General features: G+C 68.8%; 17 protein-coding genes and 1 tRNA gene. 10 read left to right on the forward strand and 8 right to left on the reverse strand.

Annotated features, from left to right (window positions below; translation table 11 throughout):
- Positions 1-174 precede the first annotated feature (174 nt).
- A complete protein-coding gene (locus Q344_RS0111570) occupies positions 175-1,557 on the forward strand; it encodes a bifunctional enoyl-CoA hydratase/phosphate acetyltransferase (RefSeq protein WP_028286843.1) in 1,383 nt (460 codons plus the stop codon).
- Positions 1,554-2,720 carry an acetate/propionate family kinase gene (locus Q344_RS0111575; RefSeq protein WP_028286844.1) on the forward strand — a complete coding sequence of 389 codons (1,167 nt, stop codon included), beginning with the start codon at positions 1,554-1,556 and terminating at the stop codon, positions 2,718-2,720. Before Q344_RS0111570 ends, Q344_RS0111575 begins: the two co-directional genes overlap by 4 nt.
- A 7-nt stretch (positions 2,721-2,727) precedes the next feature.
- On the opposite strand, the gene Q344_RS0111580 is transcribed toward Q344_RS0111575, so the two are convergent.
- Both Q344_RS0111580 and Q344_RS0111585 read right to left on the reverse strand, forming a co-directional pair.
- On the reverse strand, positions 2,728-3,423 hold the full coding sequence (locus Q344_RS0111580; protein ID WP_028286845.1) for a TetR/AcrR family transcriptional regulator: 696 nt from the start codon (positions 3,421-3,423) through the stop codon (positions 2,728-2,730).
- Between the two features lie 93 nt (positions 3,424-3,516).
- Positions 3,517-4,434, reverse strand: a complete 918-nt coding sequence (locus tag Q344_RS0111585) for a quinone oxidoreductase family protein (RefSeq protein WP_028286846.1) — start codon at positions 4,432-4,434, stop codon at positions 3,517-3,519.
- 174 nt (positions 4,435-4,608) lie between these two features.
- Here Q344_RS0111585 and Q344_RS0111590 point away from each other — a divergent pair, with 174 nt between their 5' ends.
- Complete coding sequence (locus Q344_RS0111590; protein ID WP_028286847.1) at positions 4,609-5,397, forward strand: FAD binding domain-containing protein; 789 nt, start codon at positions 4,609-4,611, stop codon at positions 5,395-5,397.
- A 3-nt stretch (positions 5,398-5,400) separates the two neighbouring features.
- Here Q344_RS0111590 and Q344_RS0111595 read toward each other — a convergent pair whose 3' ends face one another.
- From Q344_RS0111595 to Q344_RS0111605, 3 genes are all read right to left on the reverse strand, one after another.
- Positions 5,401-6,609 carry a winged helix-turn-helix domain-containing protein gene (locus Q344_RS0111595; RefSeq protein WP_028286848.1) on the reverse strand — a complete coding sequence of 403 codons (1,209 nt, stop codon included), beginning with the start codon at positions 6,607-6,609 and terminating at the stop codon, positions 5,401-5,403.
- Positions 6,610-6,612: 3 nt separating this feature from the next.
- Positions 6,613-7,632: a LacI family DNA-binding transcriptional regulator gene (locus Q344_RS0111600; RefSeq protein ID WP_028286849.1), complete on the reverse strand. Its 1,020-nt coding sequence runs from the start codon at positions 7,630-7,632 to the stop codon at positions 6,613-6,615.
- Positions 7,633-7,748: 116 nt separating this feature from the next.
- Entirely contained in the window at positions 7,749-10,151 is a 2,403-nt protein-coding gene (locus Q344_RS0111605; RefSeq protein WP_028286850.1) for a methyl-accepting chemotaxis protein, read from the reverse strand.
- A gap of 202 nt (positions 10,152-10,353) precedes the next feature.
- Between Q344_RS0111605 and Q344_RS0111610 the strand changes: the two genes are divergently transcribed.
- The 3 genes from Q344_RS0111610 to Q344_RS23820 all read left to right on the forward strand — a co-directional run bounded on the left by Q344_RS0111610 (position 10,354) and on the right by Q344_RS23820 (position 13,303).
- Positions 10,354-10,430, forward strand: a tRNA-Arg gene (locus tag Q344_RS0111610).
- Positions 10,431-10,661: 231 nt separating this feature from the next.
- Positions 10,662-12,302: an FAD-binding dehydrogenase gene (locus Q344_RS0111615; RefSeq protein WP_028286851.1), complete on the forward strand. Its 1,641-nt coding sequence runs from the start codon at positions 10,662-10,664 to the stop codon at positions 12,300-12,302.
- Positions 12,299-13,303 carry a 2-dehydropantoate 2-reductase gene (locus tag Q344_RS23820; protein ID WP_036539154.1) on the forward strand — a complete coding sequence of 335 codons (1,005 nt, stop codon included), beginning with the start codon at positions 12,299-12,301 and terminating at the stop codon, positions 13,301-13,303. The genes Q344_RS0111615 and Q344_RS23820 overlap by 4 nt, the downstream gene beginning before the upstream one ends.
- Here Q344_RS23820 and Q344_RS0111625 read toward each other — a convergent pair.
- Positions 13,287-13,991 (reverse strand): winged helix-turn-helix domain-containing protein, encoded by a 705-nt coding sequence (locus Q344_RS0111625; RefSeq protein ID WP_028286852.1) that lies wholly within the window; start codon positions 13,989-13,991, stop codon positions 13,287-13,289. The genes Q344_RS23820 and Q344_RS0111625 overlap by 17 nt on opposite strands.
- Positions 13,963-14,250 carry a hypothetical protein gene (locus Q344_RS0111630; RefSeq protein ID WP_028286853.1) on the reverse strand — a complete coding sequence of 96 codons (288 nt, stop codon included), beginning with the start codon at positions 14,248-14,250 and terminating at the stop codon, positions 13,963-13,965. The genes Q344_RS0111625 and Q344_RS0111630 overlap by 29 nt, the downstream gene beginning before the upstream one ends.
- A 200-nt stretch (positions 14,251-14,450) precedes the next feature.
- Between Q344_RS0111630 and Q344_RS23825 the strand changes: the two genes are divergently transcribed.
- The 4 genes from Q344_RS23825 to Q344_RS0111650 all read left to right on the forward strand — a co-directional run bounded on the left by Q344_RS23825 (position 14,451) and on the right by Q344_RS0111650 (position 17,572).
- Entirely contained in the window at positions 14,451-14,933 is a 483-nt protein-coding gene (locus tag Q344_RS23825) for a hypothetical protein (RefSeq protein WP_036539157.1), read from the forward strand.
- A 169-nt stretch (positions 14,934-15,102) separates the two neighbouring features.
- Positions 15,103-15,735, forward strand: a complete 633-nt coding sequence (locus Q344_RS0111640) for a ribonuclease HII (RefSeq protein ID WP_028286854.1) — start codon at positions 15,103-15,105, stop codon at positions 15,733-15,735.
- A 92-nt stretch (positions 15,736-15,827) separates the two neighbouring features.
- A complete protein-coding gene (locus Q344_RS0111645; protein ID WP_028286855.1) occupies positions 15,828-16,928 on the forward strand; it encodes a site-specific DNA-methyltransferase in 1,101 nt (366 codons plus the stop codon).
- Between the two features lie 182 nt (positions 16,929-17,110).
- Positions 17,111-17,572: a VOC family protein gene (locus Q344_RS0111650; protein WP_028286856.1), complete on the forward strand. Its 462-nt coding sequence runs from the start codon at positions 17,111-17,113 to the stop codon at positions 17,570-17,572.
- On the opposite strand, the gene Q344_RS0111655 is transcribed toward Q344_RS0111650, so the two are convergent.
- Positions 17,569-18,696: an alkane 1-monooxygenase gene (locus tag Q344_RS0111655; protein ID WP_028286857.1), complete on the reverse strand. Its 1,128-nt coding sequence runs from the start codon at positions 18,694-18,696 to the stop codon at positions 17,569-17,571. The two genes, Q344_RS0111650 and Q344_RS0111655, sit on opposite strands and share 4 nt — an antisense overlap.
- Positions 18,697-18,722: the final 26 nt, after the last annotated feature.

Consider the following 18,722-nt stretch of genomic DNA (forward strand, 5'->3'; position numbering starts at 1 on the left):
CCGGCCAGGACGCATGGCGGCCCTCGGGGTGTCGCGGCGATGCCCGGAAAAAAGGCATTCCCAAGCGCCCGCGCCGGAAGCGTCCCGCCGCCAGTGTCCCACCCGCCCTTGCCCGGGGCATTGACTTCACCGCCCCAAACCCGCCGCATGGGCGCGAGGCAACGGAGCGCAGATATGCATATCGAGAACAGGACCTTCGACGAGATCCGCGTGGGCGACACGGCCGAGCTGAAGCGGCTGGTCACGGTGGACGACCTCTTGGTCTTCGCGAACGTCTCGGGCAACCACAACCCGCTGCACATCTTCAACGCGGACGGCGACGGCGACGGACAGAACGAGGCGATCGCGCCGGGGCTTTTCGTCGGCGCGCTGATCTCGGCGGTGCTGGGCAACATCCTGCCCGGCGCCGGCACCCGCTATCATGCGCAGAGCTTCCGGTTCCACGCCCGGGCCCATGCGGGGGACGAGCTGATCTCGCGCGTGACGGTCACCGGCAAGGCCGAGGCGGGGCAGATCCTCACGCTCTCCACCGAGGTCCGGCGGATCGCCGATGACGCGCTGATCCTCTCGGGCGAGGCCGAGGTCGAGGCGCCGCGCGCCCGGATCGCGCTCGACAGCGCCAACCTGCCCGGGCTGATCGTGCAGCGGCACCGGCATTTCGAGAAGCTGCTCGAACAGGCCGCCCCCCTGCCCGCGCTGGTCACCGCCGTGATCTCACCCGAAGAGCCGAAGTCGCTGGGCGGCGCGCTTCTGGCGCAGGATCACACGCTGATCTCCCCCGTGCTGATCGGGGCCCGGGCGAAGATCGAGGCCGCGGCGCAGGAGATCGGGCGCGACCTCTCGGGCATCGAGATCCTGGACGAACCCGATCACGCCGCCGCCGCCGTCCGCGGCGTGGCGATGGTGCGCGAGGGCAAGGCGGGCGCCCTTATGAAGGGGCATCTGCACACCGACGTCCTGCTGCGCGCGACGCTCGACAAGGATGCGGGGCTGCGCGCGGGGCGGCGATTCACCCATGTCTTCGTGATGGACGTGCCGGGGCTGGCGCATCCGCTGTTGGTGACGGACGCGGCGATCAATATCTCTCCCGACCTCAAGACCAAGGTCGACATCGTGCAGAACGCCATCGACCTCGCGCTGTCGCTGGGGATCGCGGAGCCGAAGGTCGGCGTGCTCTCGGCGGTCGAGACCGTGAACCCGGACCTGCCCTCCTCGATCGACGCGGCGCTCCTGTCGAAGATGGCCGAACGCGGGCAGATCACCGGCGGGCTGGTGGACGGGCCGCTGGCGATGGACAACGCGGTCGACATCGCGGCGGCGCGGACCAAGGGGATCCTCTCGCCGGTCGCCGGCCGGGCCGAGGTGCTGGTGGTGCCGGACATCGACGCGGGCAACATGCTGGCCAAGCAGCTCACCTTCATCTCGCATGCCGAGGCCGCGGGGCTGGTCCTCGGCGCGCGGGTTCCGATCATCCTCAACAGCCGCGCGGACGACGACATGAGCCGCCTCGCCTCCTGCGCCGTCGCGGCGCTGCACCACGCCAGGACCTCGGCATGAGCCGGGTGCTGGTGCTGAACGCCGGGTCGTCTTCGGTGAAGTTCGGGCTCTTCACCGATGCGCCCGAGCCCGAGGAGATCGCCGCGGGCCTCGTCGAGACGGTGGGCGAGGAGACCCACCTCCACCTGCGCGACGCGGGCGGCGCAGCCCTGGCCGAGGATCGTCTGCCGCCCCGCGACCGCGGCCATCACCGCGCCGCCATCGCCGCCATTCTCGCCGCGTTGGAGACGCATTTCCCCGGCGAAGCGATCACGGCCGTCGGCCACCGGATCGTGCACGGCGGGCTCGATTTCACCGAACCGCAGGTGCTGGACGAGGCCGCGCTGACAAGGCTCGAGGCGCTGGTCCCCTTCGCGCCGCTGCACCAGCCGCACAACCTCTCGGGCGTCCGCGCCGCGCAGGAGGCGTTCCCCGGCGCGACCCAGGTCGGCTGTTTCGACACCGCCTTCCACCGCGGGCAGCCGTTCGTCAACGACACCTTCGCCCTGCCCCGCGCCTATTACGCCCGCGGTGTGCGGCGCTACGGCTTTCACGGGCTGAGCTACGATTACATCTCGGGCCACCTGGCCGAAACCGCGCCCGAGCTGCACGCCGGGCGGGTGATCGTCGCCCATCTCGGCAACGGGTCGTCCATGTGCGGGATCCGGGCAGGCCGCTCCGTCGCCTCCTCCATGGGGTTCACCGCGCTGGACGGGCTGCCGATGGGCACCCGCTGCGGGCAGATCGACCCCGGCGTCCTGCTCTACATGATCGAACAGGAGGGGATGGGCCCGGCCGAGCTGGGCGAGATGCTCTATCGCCGCTCGGGTCTGCTGGGGCTGTCGGGGGTGAGTTCGGACATGCGGAGCCTGCTGGCCTCGGAGGTGCCGGCGGCGCGCGAGGCGATCGACTATTTCACCGCCCGCATCCGCCGCGAGACCGGCGGGCTGACCGCCGCGCTCGAAGGGCTGGACGCGCTGGTCTTCACCGGCGGCATCGGCGAGAACGCCACGGAGATCCGGGCCGAAATCTGCGCCGGGCTGGGTTGGCTGGGCGTCCGGATCGACCCCGCCGCCAACGACGCGGGCGCGCGGGTGATCAGCGCCGAAGGCGCGCAGGTCACCGTCATGGTGATCCCCACGAACGAGGAGCTGGTGATCGCCCGGGCCGCCGCGCGCGCCTGAACAGGCTCTAATCCGGCTGATCCAGCGTGCCCGGCACGAATGCGACCGGCGCGCTGTTCCGTATCCCGGCCACTGCGAAGGCCACGAGCGCGTCCCGCGCGACGCCGCGGTCGGCGACAGAGGCGCGCCCCTCCGACAAGGCCGAAAGGCGGTCGGCGGCGCGATCCTCGGTGCTGGTGAGGATCGTCGTGCTCACCATCAGCAGGTAGCGCCAGAACAGGTCGCCCGTCTCGGCCCCGGGCACCGCCTTGGCGAAGGCATCGACATAGGCGCGGGCCATGGGGTTGAGGTATTCACCCACGATCCGCCGCGTGGTGTCGCTAGGCTCGAGCCGGTGCGATAGGATGAAGCGTGCCATCAGCACGCCCTGATCCTCGTTGCCGTCGCCCATGTAGGGCTCCACGAAACTCGAGACGATGCGCGCGAGGTCGGGCGCCTCGCCGGCCGCCGCGGCCGCCGAGAGGATGTGGCCCAGCCCGGTCAGGCGCTCTTCCGTCACCCGGGCGATGACCCGTTCGAAGACCGCCTCGGCCAGATCGTCCTTGCTTCCGAAATAGTAGTTCACGGAGGCGACGTTGACCTCGGCCTCCCGGGTGATCTGCCGGACCGAGGTCGCCACGACGCCCTGCCGCGAGAACAGCAGCTCTGCCGCATCCAGAATGCGGCGGGCGGCGGGGGCCTCCGGCTCGGAAAGTCGTTTCAAACTCATGTTTTACGATGAGCCGCGGCCAACCCGCTTGTCAATCCTCGAGGGCGCCTGTCCATCCGGGCGCCTGGTCTTCGGGGCCTTCCGCCGTCACGGCACCAGAACGATCTTGCCGCGGACGTGGCCGGCCTCGCTCTCGGTGTGGGCGCGGGCGGCTTCGGTCAGGGCCATCTCCTCGATCTCGGGCGGAGCCCAGGCTCCGGCGATCGTATGGGCCACCACACGCTCCAGCCGCTCCCGGCTGCGTGTCACGGCGGGCCGCAGCGAGGTGACCCCCTCGCGCGTCGGTTCGGGGGCGGTGGCGCCGGAGCCGATGAAGGCCGCCCGGCCGCCGGGCCGCAGCGCGGCGAAGCTGCCCGGCACGGTCGCGCCGCCGACGCAATCATAGACCGCATCCCGGTCGCCCAGCACCTCGGCCAGGTCCGCCTCGCGGTAGTCGATGCACAGATCGGCCCCCATCTGCCGGAGATAGCCGTGATTCTCGGACCGCGCCGTCGCGGCCACATGGCAGCCGAGGTGATGCGCCAGCTGGATCGCCATGCCGCCGACACCACCCGCGCCGCCCTGGATCAGGACCTTCTCGCCCGCGGTCACGGCGAGCGTATCCTCGAGCCCGACCATCGCGGTCAGCCCGGTCAGCGCCATCGCCGCGGTCTCGACATGGCTGAGCGAGGGCGGCTTCAGCGCCAGCAGCTCCGAGGCGAAGACGATGTGGCTGGCATAGGCGCCCTCCTTGTCCTGCGGGCTCACGCCGAAGACCTCGTCGCCCACCTTGAGGTCGGCGCCTTCGCCGCAGGCCACCACCACGCCCGAGAAATCGCGCCCGGGCACATGCGGCAGTGCGTGTTTCTGCATCGCCTTGCCGCGCCGCACCTTCCAGTCGGCCGCGTTCACGCTGGCCGCATGGATCTCGACCAGCACCTCGCCGGCGCCGGGCACCGGGTCCGGCCGCTCGGCGGGCTTCAGCACTTCCGGGGCGCCGTATTCCTTGAACTCGATCACAAGCATGTCGCTCTCCCTCTCGTCAGTGCACCATAACGTGGCCATGGCGCGCTGCATCCGCAAAGCGCGCACGGTCCGCATATTGACATGCTCCGCCCCGGCCCCGAGGGTATGGCCGAACCGGCGCCGCGTGCCGCCCTGCCGCGACACTCTCGCTGCAGGAGACCAGGGAGACATCCGATGTACAATTTCGAGCTCGTGAAACCGACCACCGTGGAAGAGGCCGTCGCCGCACTGAAGGCGGAGGAGGCGCAGCCGCTGTCTGGCGGGCAGACCCTGATCCCGACGATGAAGCAGCGGCTCGCCGCGCCCGAGGTTCTGGTGAGCCTTGCCGGCATCGCCGAGATGAAGGGCGTCTCGGTGGCGGATGGCGTGCTCACCATCGGCGGCGGCACGACCCATGCGGTGGTGGCGAAGGAGGCGGCCGAGGTCTATCCGGCGCTCGCCTACCTGGCCGGCAAGATCGGCGACCCGGCGGTGCGCAATCGCGGCACGATCGGCGGCTCGATCGCCAACAACGACCCGGCGGCCTGCTACCCGGCGGCGGCGCTCGCCTCGGGCGCGACGATCGTGACGAATGCACGGGAAATTGCCGCGGACGACTTCTTCGAGGGGCTCTTCACCACCGCGCTGGAAGAGGGCGAGATCGTCACCGCGGTGAAGTTCCCGATCCCCGAGGTGGCCGATTACCAGAAGTTCGAACAGCCCGCCTCGCGCTTCCCGCTGACCGGCGTCTTCGTCGCCAAGTTCGCCGAGGGCGTCCGGGTGGCCGTCACCGGCGCGGGCGAGGACGGGGTCTTCCGCTGGACCGAGGGCGAAGAGGCGCTCTCGGCCGATTTCTCCAAGGACGCCGTCGCGGGCCTGACCGTCGCGGCAGAGGGGCTGATGTCGGACATTCACGGCTCTGCCGAGTACCGGGCGCAGCTGGTGAAGGTGCTGACCGGCCGCGCGGCCGCCGCCGCGCGCTGAGGCTCAGCCCGGCAGCCAGCCGGGTGCATGGCGCACCTGGTGCACCCCGGCGAAGCGGGCGACGCGGACCAGCTCCGCGTCGAGCCGCGCCTGCCGCCCCTTCGACAGCCTGACCCCCGGTTCCAGCCAGAGCCGCTTTACCGCCAGCCCGTCGTCCTGCCGCCGGGCGGTCATGTCGATCCGGCCGATCAGCCGGTCCCCCTCGAGGATCGGGAAGACGTAATAGCCGTAGCGGCGCTTCGGCTCGGGGACGAAGATCTCGATCCGGTAGTGGAACCCGAAGAGGAACTCCGCCCGCTTCCGGTCGCGCAGCGCGGGATCGAAGGGCGACAGGATGCGCAGCCGTCCGGTGACCTCGGGCAGCGCCTCCGCCTCGGCGACCAGGCCGGGGCGCGCGTAATGCGGCCGGGTGCGGCCGTCGGCGCCCTGCACGTCGATCCGCTCGAGCCGCCCCGCCGCCTCTTCCGCCGCGCACCAGGCGGCGGCCTCCTGTGGCGTCACATGGGCCCAGAAGGCGGCGACATGGCCCGAGGTCGCGAAGCCCAGCCGCGTGATCGCCGCGTGGTTCAGCCAGTCGATGCTGTCGGCCTCGGTCGGCGCGGGCGCCCGCGCCTCGGGCGGGATGACCCGCTCGGTCAGGTCGTAGACCTTCGTGAAACCTTCGCGGCGACAGACCGAGAGCTGACCGGTCCGCCAGAGATATTCCAGCGCGGTCTTCGACGGATGCCAGTTCCACCATCCCGCGGTCTTACCCGGCGCGCGGTCTTCGGCCAGGTCGCCGGAGCGCACGGGGCCGTGCGCGGTGACATGGGCGAGCACCTTCTCCACCTCCGACCGGTATTGCGTGCCCTGCCAGCTCTCCCACCGGCCATGCAGCCGTGCTTCATCCCGCGCGAAACGCAGCCGCCAGTGCGGGAAGAACTCGACCGGCACGATCGCCGCGTCATGGGTCCAGTGTTCGAAAAGCAGCCTCTGCGTTTCAAGCAGCGGGCGGAGGTGTCTCGGCCGATAGGCCGGGCGCCGCGCGAAGAGGATCATGTGATGCGCGCGTTCCACCGTGTTCACGCTGTCGACCTGCACGAAGCCGAGCGCGCGGATCACCGACATCAGGTCGTCGCCCTTGCCGGGGCCCTGCGGCGGATCGCCCAAGAGGTGACGATGCAGGAAGACGCGCCGCGCCGCGCGGTTGGTGAGAAGCGGGCGGGGCGGCATGGCTCAGCGGCGCATCGTGTCGCCGGGGTCGATGGTCGGCGCCAGCTCGACCTTCTCGCCGGGTTCGCCCTGGTCCTTCAGTCGGTCGGCGATGATCTGCGCGGCACGGCGCCCGATCTCCTCGCGGCAGCTGTCGATCGTGGCCAGCTTGCGCGGCAGCCCGTTCAGCAGGCGGACCCCGTTGAAGCCGGCCATGCCGACCCGGCCCGGCACGTCGTACCCCTTCTCGATCATCCACAGAAGGCCGCCGGCACCGATCAGGTCGTTGGAATAATACAGGAAATCGAGATCGGGGGAGCGCGTCATCATCTCTGCCGTCATCTCCCGCCCCTTCGCGAGCGCGGAGCCGCCGGAGTAGAATTCCTGGTCGGCCACCTCGACCCCGCCCTTGGCGAGGGCTTCGGTGAAGCCCTCGAACCGCTTGCGGGCACGGTGGTCGAGCCCGACGCCGGTGCCGAGGAAGCCGATTCGCCGATGGCCGGCCTTGACGATGGCCTGCCCGATCTCGCGGCCCGCGCGACGGTGCGAGATGCCGACCATGGAATCGATCGGCGTGCCGTCGGTATCCATGATCTCCACCACCGGGATCCCGGCGGCGCGCAGCATGGCCCGCGCCGCGTCGGAATGTTCGAGCCCGGCGATGATGACACCGGAGGGGCGCCACGAGAGCATCTCGTAGAGGACCTTCTCCTCCTTCTCCGGAAGGTAATCGGTCAGACCCACGACCGGCTGCAGGTCGGTCTCTTCCAGCGTGCGGCTGATGCCGGTCATCACCTCCGGGAAGACGAGGTTCGACATCGAGGGGATGATGACGGCGACCAGGTTCACCCGCTGGCTGGCCAGCGCGCCCGCGATCTTGTTCGGCACATAGCCGAGCTGCTTGGCCGCGCGCAGCACCTTTTCGCGGGTCGCCTGGGACACGTCCCCGCGGTTGCGCAGCACCCGGCTCACGGTCATCTCGGAGACGCCCGAGGCTTCTGAGACGTCGCGGAGCGTGAGGGGGCGCGGGTCTTGGCGGGTCACGGCATTGTCCTGATGATGGACCCCAGTGTTAGCGCGAAGGTCTCAGCCGGATCAAGCGGCTTGCCCGCCCTTCCGGGCGGGCGCGCGACTGGCCCATTGTGTCACAGGGGCCAAGGTCAGAATTCCGCCCAGACATCGTCCGAAAGATCCTGCGCCCCCATCACCGGGCCGGCGTTGACCGCGGCGGGGAGGGCTGCCGGCGCGCGGACGGATGGCGCCGGGGATGCGGGTTGGGCGGCAGGCGCGGCGGAGGCCTGCGGAAGGGTGGTCGGGTCGATCCGGAACAGCCCGGCGATGCGGTTGAGCTTGGCCGCCTCGGTGACCATGATCTTGCCCGTGCCATGCACCTCGGTCGCGACCGCGGCATTCTTCTGCGTCACCCCGTCGAGCTGGTCCACGGCGGAGTTGATCTCCGACAGACCCACCGATTGCTCCCGCGCTGCGGTGGCGATGGAGGACACGGAGGCCGAGACCTTCTCGAAATCGAGGATCAGGCTCTCGAAGCTCTTGCCGGCCTTTTCGACAAGGTCGACCCCGTTGGTGACATTGTCCGCACTTTCCTGGATCAGGCCGTTGATCTCCTTTGCGGCGTCCGACGAGCGCTGCGCCAACGCCCGGACCTCGGACGCGACCACGGCGAAGCCCCGGCCGGCCTCTCCGGCGCGCGCGGCCTCCACGCCCGCGTTGAGGGCGAGGAGGTTCGTCTGGAAGGCAAGGTCCTCTATGACGGAGGTCACCTGCGTGATCTTCTGGGAGGAGGTCGCGATCTGATCCATGGCGGTCATGGCGCGATTGACCTCCTGCCCGCTCTCCTCGGCATCCGCCTTGGCGCGTCCCATGATCTTGTCGGCCTCCCCCGCCGCATCTGCCGTCGACTTGACGGAAGCCGACAGCTCGGTGATCGCGGCCGCCGTCTGTTCCAGGCTGGCGGCCTGTTCGATCGCCTTCTGGCTCAGCTCGTTCGACGCATTCTCGACGTCGCGCGAATTGCTGTCGATCTGCTTGGTCGCGGCGATCAGGGCCGTCATCGTCTCGTTCAGGCGGTCCAGCGCGCCGTTGAAGGCGTTGCGGAGCGATTCGTACTCTGCCGCGAAGGGCTGCACGATCTTCGCCGTCAGATCCCCGCCCGCGAGCTTGGAGATGCCATCCGACAGTTTCTCCACGACGACGCGTTGTTCGGCAGAGCGGCGGTCCTGGTCGCGACGGGCCCTTTCGGCCTGGTGCAGCTGGACGCGGAGCCCATCGAGGTCGGAGGCGAGCTCGCCCACGTCATCGCGGCGATCCTGGTAGGGAATTTCGGTCGCATAATCCCCGGCCGCCATCCCGTTGAGCGAATTGCCGATCACCGTGAACGGCCTGGTCACGCTGCGCGCGAAGAAAAGTCCGACCAGCGCCATGATGAGCGTCATCCCGACCGCCTGCAGGCCAAGCGTCAGACCCAGGTCGTGCACGGGGGCGAGGAATTCCTCTTCATCCTGTTGGGCGGTTACGAACCAGGTGAGCCCGCCGTACCGGACAACCTCGGAGAAGGCGCGCACCTCGCTGCCGCGCAGTCCCGTGACGGTCTCGAAATGCGGCACGCCCCCGGCAAGCAGCTGGTTCTGGAGCGTCATGTCCCGCACCGGCTCGAGGAACTTCGGGCCGTCGGCATGCCGCGAATTGCTGCGCATCTTGCCGTCTGCGCCGAGGAAATAGACCTCTCCGGTGTCGCCGAGCCCCGAGAAGCTGCTGACCAGATCGTCGATGAGGCCCGGATCGATTTCATAGAGGAGCGCGCCGATCACGGCGCCACCGCGATCCGTGATCGGGGAACCGAAGAAGGAGACGGGGACGCTTCCCTGCGCTTCGTAGATCTCGAAATCGGAGAAGACCGCGCCGTCCGGCGCGCTCTCGATCGCCTCTCGCCAGATGCGCGTGATCGTGCTTCCGCGCCACTGGCCGGACGCGAGGTCGGCCCCGAAATCGGCGCCCTTGGCGGTGGTGTAGACGATGTTCCCCTCGGGATCGATCAGCATGATGTCCTTGTAGCCGCGGGCGGTGCGCAGCGCGCGGAGGTAGGGGTGGAACTTGCCGTGCATGATGTCGTACTGCGACGGCTTCTCGGGGGTCATCATCTCGTCCCGCCGGTCCTCGGGGAACGGATTGCCGGTGATGTAGGTGTTGCGGACGGCCGCCTGCGGATCCGCGCCGGAGGCCGTCCAGCTGAGCGAGAAGCTGAGCATGGCGCTCTTGACGGTCGGGTTCTCCGACTGGGTCCGCAGGTCGTTCTCGATATCCTCGAGCTGCTCTTTCAGGGCTTTCGCGCGGCTTTCCACGACGTTCCGGAACTGGTTGTTGATCTGGTCGAGCACGATATTGCTGCCGCCGACGAAGGCCGATCCCGTCAGCACCACCGCGACCACGATCGTCAGCCCAAGGATGATCAACGGCAGCTTGACCACGAGCCGCAGGTTGCGGAGGCGCCCGAGTGGGGACCACCCGCCGGAGCCACGGGAAACAGAAGCGGCCTGCGCGTTCATGCGACGAATCCTTCTCAACAGGGCGGGGCCGGAGCACCCGGCCACATCGTTCAGGGCAGACAGTGACGCGGCAGTTTTAATGTCCGCTTAAACGAGATGCCGGTTTCGACATCGCGGCCCGGGAAATCTGTCGAATTGTGCCGACGTGCTGGGTGTCTCGGCGGATGACAATCCCCCACGGGTTGGGTAAGAGGGGCGCGGCGGTCCCGTGGCTCAACTGGATAGAGCAGCCCCCTCCTAAGGGGCAGGTTACAGGTTCGAATCCTGTCGGGATCACCACTTTCCGGACAAAGACGGTTGCGAGCCACGCCATCGCGCCGTGCTCACCCCTGGCCGGTCCCTCGCGCGGGCGGGCAGCCTTGCGCGCCCCGACACAATGCGCGCCCGCAGGACGCCGGGCGGGCCTCTCATCGGGCCCTGCCTCGGCGGCGTGCGGTCCGGCTCCGCCTCCCCTCTTTCCGTTTACGTCACCTTGCGGCTAGGCTGGATCCGCAGCAGCGGGAGGAGCGGATGACCGGCGACGTGATCGTTGTGGGCGCGGGACTGGCGGGGCTGGTGGCGGCGCATGAACTGGCGGAACGCGGCCTGAACGTCAGGATCCTCGACCAGGAGGGCCGGCAGAACCTTGGCGGTCAGGCGTTCTGGTCGCTCGGCGGGCTGTTCATGGTCGACACGCCGGAACAGCGGCGGATGGGAATCCGCGATTCGATCGAACTGGCGCGGGGCGACTGGATGGGCTCGGCCGGCTTCGACCGGCCCGAGGACGGATGGCCGCGCCGATGGGCCTCGGCCTATCTCGACTTCGCGTCCGGCGAGATGCGGGCCTGGCTGAAGGGCCTGGGGCTGAGCTGGTTTCCGGTCGTCGGCTGGGCCGAGCGTGGCGGCGGCCACGCGGACGGGCACGGCAATTCGGTGCCGCGCTTTCACCTGACCTGGGGCACCGGGCCGGGCGTGCTGGCGCCCTTCGTCCAGAGCGTTCTGGAGCACGAGGAGGCCGGGCGGATCAGCTTCGGGTTCCGCCACCGGGTGGACGGGCTGGAGATCTCGGGCGGCAAGGTTGCGGCCGTGGCGGGGTCGATCCTGGCGGACAGCTCCGTCGCGCGCGGGGCCGAGAGTTCGCGCGAGGTGACGGGCGACTTCCGGATCGAGGCGGATGTCGTCATCCTCGCCTCCGGCGGGATCGGGGCGAATTTCGACCTCGTGCGGAAGAACTGGCCCGAGGCCCGGCTTGGTCCGCCGCCGGCAACGATGATCTCGGGCGTGCCCGCGCATGTGGACGGGCGGATGATCGGGATCGCCGAGGCCGCGGGCGTCTCGGTCATCAACCGCGACCGGATGTGGCACTATACCGAAGGGATCCGGAACTGGGATCCGATCTGGCCGCATCACGGCATCCGGATCCTGCCCGGCCCCTCATCGCTGTGGTTCGATGCCGAGGGGCGGCGACTGCCGGCACCCTGTCTGCCGGGATTCGACACGATGCGGACGCTGCGCGAGATCTGCACCCGGGGCCATGACCATTCATGGTTCGTCCTGACCCAGAAGATCATCGAGAAGGAATTCGCGCTGTCGGGGTCCGAGCAGAACCCGGACCTGACCGCGGCAAGCTGGGCGCAGGTCCTGAAATCCCGCCGCGGAAAGGGCGCGCCGCCGCCGGTGGAGGCCTTCAAGACGAAGGGCGCGGATTTCGTCGTGGCCGACGACCTCGAGACGCTGGTCGCGGGGATGAACCGGATCGGCACCGGACGGATCGACCTGCAATCCCTGCGCGAGCAGATCCTCGCGCGGGACCGGCAGCTCTCCAACCCGTTCGGCAAGGATGCGCAGGTCACCGCCCTGCGCGGTGCGCGGGCCTATCGGGGCGACCGGCTGATCCGGACGGCCAGACCGCACGCGATCCTCGATCCGGGGAACGGGCCGCTGATCGCGGTGAAGCTGCACATCCTGACGCGCAAGACCCTCGGCGGGATCGAGACCGACCTCGACGGCAAGGTGATGGGCGCGGGCGGCGCGCCGATCGAGGGTCTCTACGCGGCCGGAGAGGCGGCCGGGTTCGGCGGCGGCGGCTACCACGGCTACAACGCGCTGGAAGGGACGTTCCTGGGCGGCTGTCTCTTCTCGGGGCGGCAGGCCGGGCGGGCGGCGGGATGATCGCGGTCCTCGGTGCCGGGGCCATCGGCGGCTATGTCGGGGGCATGCTCGCCGCATCGGGGCTGTCGGTGACCTTCATCGGCCGCGCCGGTCCGCCCGAGGCCCTGGCCGAGGGGATCGTCCTGCACCCGCAGGGCGGCCCGGCCCGCGGCGTCTCGGTGCACGATATTACGCTCGCCGGGCCGGAGGGGCTGCACGGGGCCGAGACGATCCTTCTGTGCACCAAGAGCGGCGACACCGCCGCGGCCGCCCGGACGATCGCGGCCCATGCGCCGGAGGGCGCGCCGGTGGTCAGCCTGCAGAACGGGCTGGGCAACGTCGAAACGCTGTCGGCACGGCTGGGGCCGGGGCGCGTGGTGCCGGGGATGGTCGGCTTCAACGTGATCTCGCCCGCGCCGGGCGACTACCGGCAGGCATCGGAGGGCGAGATCCTCGTCGGTCCCGCGGCGGAGCGTCTGGCCGACCAGATGCGCGGCGCGGGACTTCCGGCGGCGGTGCACCGGAACATGACCGGGGTGCAATGGTCGAAGCTGATCCTGAACCTCAACAACCCGCTCAATGCGCTCTCGGGCCTGCCGCTGCGCGATCACCTGATGGACCGCGACTGGCGGCGCATCTCGGCGGCCTGCGCGGAAGAGACGATCGCGGTGGCCCGGGCGAAGGGTATCGCGCTGGAGCGGATCGGGAAGGTGCAGCCGCGGCTCGCGCCCCTGGTGATGCGCCTGCCGACGCCGCTGTTCCGGGTGATCGCCGGGGCCATGCTGCGGGTGGCGCCCGAGGCGCGGACCTCGATGGCGGGCGATCTGGCGGCGGGCAGGCGATCCGAGCTGCCCTGGCTCAACGGCAAGGTGGCCGAGGCGGGGCGGGAGACCGGCGTGCCGACCCCGGTGATCGACGCGGTGATCGCGATGACGGAAGAGGCATTCGCGGCCGGGCGCTCTCCGCGGATGACGGGGGCCGAGGCGCGGGCGCGGCTCGCGGCGCTCAGATCACGCGGATGACATCCTTGCCGACCGCCAGCATGTAGCCGCGGCGGGCGATGTTCTTCACCAGAAGCTCCGACACGATCTGGTTGCCCAGCGTGTCGCGGAGCCGCTTGATCCGGGTGGCTCCCGCGGCCTCCTCGCAATCGGCTTCGGGCCGGCCCGAGATCATCGATTCGATCTGGATCCCCGAGAGCACGTCGTCGTCCATCCGCGCCTCGGCGAGGACGGCGAGCGTCTCCATCGCGGCATCGGTCAGCTTGAAGCCGAGGTTGTTGAGGTAGACGGTCTTCTCGTCGCGCGAGATGAGCAGCGAGTTCACCTCGATCCCCGCCCGTTCGATCTGAGCCATCCGGCGGTTCATCGTCACCAGCAGGACAAGGAAGACGAGCGCCGCCAGCAGCAGCGCGGTGGAGAACACCAGAAGCACGAAGATCACGGTGCGGTAGCTGGCCAGCACTTCCGAGAAGGCGGTGCCGGACTGGGCGAGAATCTCCAGAAGCTTCACCTCGCCCTGGCTCTGCAGGTTGTCGTTCTCGGCGAAGATCCGCGCCACGCGGTCGTTGAAGGCGTTGGCGTCGGGCAGGTTGACGAACAGAAGCACCCCCGCAAGGACCAGCAGCGCCACGATGGCACCGAGGCCGATGGTGACGGCCCGCGTGCCGGTGCGCCGCGCGTCAGAAGCGAAGGTAGTATTCTCCTGCATTGGCCTTCCTCTTCTCCAGCCCGGATTCGTCGAACGTGCCCAGCACATTGAGCAGCGTCCAGCCGTTCCGCGCAAGCCGGTCCGCCACCTCTCCCTGGGCCGCGCCGCGGTCACAGGACGAGACCTGCATCACCCCGTAATGCAGTTTCAGCGGGTTGTCCCGCCGCGCCTTGTAATCGGCGTAGCAGGCGGCTTCGGCGATGGCCGGAAGGGCCGTGATAACGGCTGCGGCGAGGAGGGGAAGGAGGAAGCGTGTCATGCGCCAATAGATGCCGACAAGCCGGCGGATATTCAATAACACAAGGGCTTCGCGGCGCTTCCGGGCGCCTGTTATCGGATAGCGACGCGCTGTTATTGCCCGATTTCGCGGTTCGGCCCCAGTTTCGGTTCATCGCCTCCCGGGCTTGTCCGGGGTCACAGTACCCGGGCCGGGTGCCCGCAACCGAAAGGACCGAAACAATGGGTCGCAAGTTCATCGCCACCATCCTCGCCGCCGCACTCGCGGTCACGGCCGTCTCCGCCCCCGCACGGGCCGACAACCAGGACATCATGAAGTTCCTCGCCGGGGCGACCGCGCTCGTCATCATCGGGAAGGCGATCCACGATTCGAAGAAGAAGGACGACAAGCGGGATCACGTCAGCCGGTACGATAACCGGCATGACCGCTACGACCGGCGCGACCGGCGCGACGGCCACCGCTGGAACCGCCATGACCGTCATGACCGTCATGACCGCCGGATCAGCATGCCCGCCGAATGCCGTGTCGACGTCCGCACCCCGCGCGGCACGATCGCCGGCTACGGCTACCGCTGCGTCCAGCGTGACGCGCGCCTTGCCAACGCCATCCCCGGCCAGTGCGTCACCGCCACCCGCGCCAACCGCGGCCCGCGCTTCATCTACGACAGCCGCTGCCTGGCCCGGAACGGCATCCGCGTGAACTGAGACAGCGAACGCCCCCGCCCGATCCGGTGCGGCGGGGGCCAGGCCCCGGCGGTTTGAGCAGCGTCGGGGCCGACCTGACGGAGGGGGAGCGCAAGCCGCTCCCCCTTTTTGCGTGGATAACCCGGCCGCGCGGCTTTTCTTCGCGCCGCGTCCCGATTATCCCGTGGGCATGGATGCCCCCGACCTGTTCTTCGAAACCGCCGCCCGTGCCCGCGGCGCCATCCGCATCGCCGGCGTCGACGAGGTCGGCCGCGGCCCGCTCGCCGGGCCGGTGACCGCAGCAGCGGTGGTGCTGGACGTCCAGCGCATCCCCGAGGGGCTCAACGATTCCAAGAAGCTGACCGAGAAGCGGCGGGTCGCGCTGTCCGAGCTGATCCATGTCTCGGCCGAGGTCTGCATCGCCCATGCCAGCGTCGAGGAGATCGACACCCACAACATCCTCCGCGCCAGCCACATCGCCATGTGCCGGGCCATCGCGGGGCTGTCGTCTCCGCCCTGCCACGTGCTGATCGACGGCAACATGATCCCGCGGGATCTGGACCTGCCCTGCGAGACGATCGTGAAGGGCGACGGGCGGTCGCTGTCCATCGCCGCGGCCTCGATCGTGGCCAAGGTCGCCCGAGACGCGATCATGCGGGACTTGGCGCAACACTTCCCCGGCTACGGCTGGGAGACCAACGCCGGTTATGGATCGAAAAGCCACAGCGACGCTTTGCTAAATCTCGGGGTGACCCCACACCATAGGCGGTCCTTCGCGCCGGTCCACAATATCTTGTGTAAAGAGCTCAAACTAAGTTCTTGATTCAAAAATAGAAATTGACCACGATTCGGCTTTGACTCATCTTTCTGTGCAACCACAGAGCGCAACCAATTGCGCCGGGACAGAGGCAGAGAATGACGAAGACGAGATCGCAGAAGGCAGCTCCGCTGCCGCTGGACAGTATCATTGCGGGTGATTGCGTGGAGGCGATGAACGCCCTCCCGGAAAACTCGATCGACCTCATCTTTGCGGATCCGCCCTACAATCTGCAGTTGCGCGGCGACCTGCACCGGCCGGACAATTCCCGGGTGGACGCGGTGGACGACCACTGGGACCAGTTCGCGAGCTTCCAGGCCTATGACCAGTTCACCCGCGAATGGCTCGCCGCCGCGCGCCGGGTGCTGAAGCCCGACGGGGCGATCTGGGTCATCGGGTCCTACCACAACATCTTCCGCGTGGGCGCCTCGCTCCAGGACATGGGCTACTGGATCCTGAACGACGTGGTCTGGCGCAAGTCGAACCCGATGCCGAACTTCCGCGGCAAGCGCTTCACCAATGCGCACGAGACGATGATCTGGGCGTCGAAGTCCGAGGGCGCGAAATACACCTTCAACTACGAGGCGCTGAAGGCGCTGAACGAAGGCGTGCAGATGCGCTCGGACTGGGTGATCCCGATCTGCAACGGGGGCGAACGCCTGAAGGACGCGAACGGCGACAAGGCGCATCCGACCCAGAAGCCCGAGGCGTTGCTGCACCGGGTGCTGGTCGGGGCGACGAACCCGGGCGACGTCGTGCTCGACCCGTTCTTCGGCACCGGCACGACCGGCGCCGTGGCCAAGATGCTCGGCCGCCACTTCATCGGCATCGAGCGCGAGGAAGCCTATCGCAAGGTCGCCGCGGAACGGCTCAGGCACGTCCGCAAATACGACCGCGAGGCGCTGCAGGTCTCCACCAGCAAGCGCGCCGAGCCCCGGGTGCCCTTCGGGCAGCTCGTGGAACGCGGCATGCTGCGGCCGGGCGAGGAGCTTTTCTCGATGAACGGCCGCCACAAGGCCAAGGTCCGCGCCGACGGCACGCTGATCGGCGAGGATGTGAAGGGCTCGATCCACCAGGTCGGCGCGCATCTGGAAGGGGCGCCGTCCTGCAACGGCTGGACCTACTGGTGCTTCCGCCGGGACGGAAAGACCGTGCCGATCGACCTGCTCCGCCAACAAATCCGGTCCGAGATGATCTGAGACCGGGGCCGACGATTTCCAACAGTTGAACACCGCCAGCGCCGCGCAATCCGCGTGCGGCGCGCACCTGTGCCCCGTCTCGCAAGAGGCGGGGCTCTTTTTTGGTGACCTCACCCGCGCCACCCGATGATGGGCAGGGCCCGTCAGGGCGCTAGATCAGACCCTGACACGGAGGATTTCACATGGCGGACGACGGCAGGGCCCGGCTGGTCGGGATCAATCACATCGCGCTCGAGGTCGGCGACGTCGACGCCGCGCTCGCGTTCTACGGCAGGATCTTCGCCTTCGAGCTGCGGGGCCAGAACAAGGCGAAGGACGGCACGCTCGACATGGCGTTCATCGACATGGGCGACCAGTTCATCGCGCTGTCCCGCGGCCGTGAACAGGGACCCGACCGGCACCGCCATTTCGGGCTGGTGGTCGAGGACCGCTCGCAGGTTGCGGCGCTGGCCAGGGCCGCCGGCGCCGAGATGGTCGAGGGTCCGTTCCTCGATTTCCGCGACCCCTGGGGCAACCGCATCGAGGTGGTGGAATACCGCGACATCCAGTTCACCAAGACGGACGGGGCGATGGCAAGGCTGGGCGCCTCTCCGGACAAGAGCGAGAAGGCGCGGAAGGAGATTGCCGAAAGGGGGCTCTCCTAATCGGCGTGGACCCCTGACTTGTAGGGCGCCCAGTCCGTGATCTCAGGGTAATGCGCGCGGCGCCATTGCCGGACCCGGGGGTTCATCACGCGTCGCCAGACCGGCGGGATCATCGCCAGCGTTCCCATCAGCGGGTAGCCGTAGGGCAGCTGCGGCGCCTCGTCCTCGGAATAGGTCTGGAGCAGCGGGAACCGCCGGTCGGGCTTGTAGTGATGATCCGAATGGCGCTGCAGGTTGATGAGCAGCCAGTTCGACGCCTTGTGCGAGGCGTTCCAGCTGTGATGCGGCCGAACATGTTCGAACCGGCCCCGGCCGAGGTATTTCCGCGTCAGCCCGTAATGTTCGACGTAATTCGTCAGCTCGAGCTGCCAGATCGCCACGATGGCCTGAAAGACGAAGAGCCCCAGCCCGGCCCAGCCTCCGACGATCAGCGCGAGCAGCAGCATCCCCGCCTGAAGCGCGGCATAGCGCCAGAAGGGATTGCGCCGGTCCCAGACGCCGGCCTTGCGCCGCGCCAGCATCCGCTTCTCGGCGGCCCAGGCCGAGGGCGGGCATTGCCGCAGCACGCGGAAGAAATAGCGGTGGAAGCCCTCGTTGTACCTCGCCGTCACCGCGTCGCGGGGGGTGCCGACATCGACGTGATGGACCAGCAGATGCTCGGTCCGGAAATGGGAATAGAGCACGTTCGCCAGCAGCAGGTCGCCCAGCCAGCGTTCGATCCTGTTCCGCTGGTGCACAAGCTCGTGCGCATAGACGATCCCGATCGAGCCGGTCATCACACCCACGCCGAAGAACAGCACCAGCCGTTCGGCAAGGCCCAGGTGATCCGCCCGGGTGACATACCAGATCAGGCCGAAGACCGTGACGAACTGCACCGGGAACCAGACCATGGTAAGCAGGCGATACCAGCCCAGCTCGTCCTCGGGCGTCTCGGGGTTCGCGTTCTCGAGGTTCACGCCGATCAGCGCGTCCATCCCGGTGATGACCCACCAGACGTAGAGCGGCAGGAGCGCCACGGTCCAGCCGCCCTGCAGCGCGCCGACCCACGCCAGCGGCACCGTCAGCAGCGACAGCGCGAACGGCAGGGCGGCGGTCAGTCTGGAGGTCGTGTCCGGGGAGGTCATCGGCTGCTCTCGGCTCTGGCGGGTTG

The organism is Pseudooceanicola nanhaiensis DSM 18065 (assembly GCF_000688295.1).
In the GTDB taxonomy this organism is placed as follows: Bacteria; Pseudomonadota; Alphaproteobacteria; order Rhodobacterales; family Rhodobacteraceae; genus Pseudooceanicola; species Pseudooceanicola nanhaiensis.

Bases quoted from the DNA above. Each gene is read 5' to 3' on its own strand.
- Q344_RS0111570 (WP_028286843.1), top strand. From the start codon at position 175: ATGCATATCGAGAACAGGACCTTCGACGAGATCCGCGTGGGCGACACG.
- Q344_RS0111575 (WP_028286844.1), top strand. From the start codon at position 1,554: ATGAGCCGGGTGCTGGTGCTGAACGCCGGGTCGTCTTCGGTGAAGTTC.
- Q344_RS0111585 (WP_028286846.1), bottom strand. From the start codon at position 4,434: ATGCTTGTGATCGAGTTCAAGGAATACGGCGCCCCGGAAGTGCTGAAG.
- Q344_RS0111590 (WP_028286847.1), top strand. From the start codon at position 4,609: ATGTACAATTTCGAGCTCGTGAAACCGACCACCGTGGAAGAGGCCGTC.
- Q344_RS0111595 (WP_028286848.1), bottom strand. From the start codon at position 6,609: ATGCCGCCCCGCCCGCTTCTCACCAACCGCGCGGCGCGGCGCGTCTTC.
- Q344_RS0111605 (WP_028286850.1), bottom strand. From the start codon at position 10,151: ATGAACGCGCAGGCCGCTTCTGTTTCCCGTGGCTCCGGCGGGTGGTCC.
- Q344_RS0111615 (WP_028286851.1), top strand. From the start codon at position 10,662: ATGACCGGCGACGTGATCGTTGTGGGCGCGGGACTGGCGGGGCTGGTG.
- Q344_RS23820 (WP_036539154.1), top strand. From the start codon at position 12,299: ATGATCGCGGTCCTCGGTGCCGGGGCCATCGGCGGCTATGTCGGGGGC.
- Q344_RS0111625 (WP_028286852.1), bottom strand. From the start codon at position 13,991: ATGCAGGAGAATACTACCTTCGCTTCTGACGCGCGGCGCACCGGCACG.
- Q344_RS0111630 (WP_028286853.1), bottom strand. From the start codon at position 14,250: ATGACACGCTTCCTCCTTCCCCTCCTCGCCGCAGCCGTTATCACGGCC.
- Q344_RS23825 (WP_036539157.1), top strand. From the start codon at position 14,451: ATGGGTCGCAAGTTCATCGCCACCATCCTCGCCGCCGCACTCGCGGTC.
- Q344_RS0111640 (WP_028286854.1), top strand. From the start codon at position 15,103: ATGGATGCCCCCGACCTGTTCTTCGAAACCGCCGCCCGTGCCCGCGGC.
- Q344_RS0111645 (WP_028286855.1), top strand. From the start codon at position 15,828: ATGACGAAGACGAGATCGCAGAAGGCAGCTCCGCTGCCGCTGGACAGT.
- Q344_RS0111650 (WP_028286856.1), top strand. From the start codon at position 17,111: ATGGCGGACGACGGCAGGGCCCGGCTGGTCGGGATCAATCACATCGCG.
- Q344_RS0111655 (WP_028286857.1), bottom strand. From the start codon at position 18,696: ATGACCTCCCCGGACACGACCTCCAGACTGACCGCCGCCCTGCCGTTC.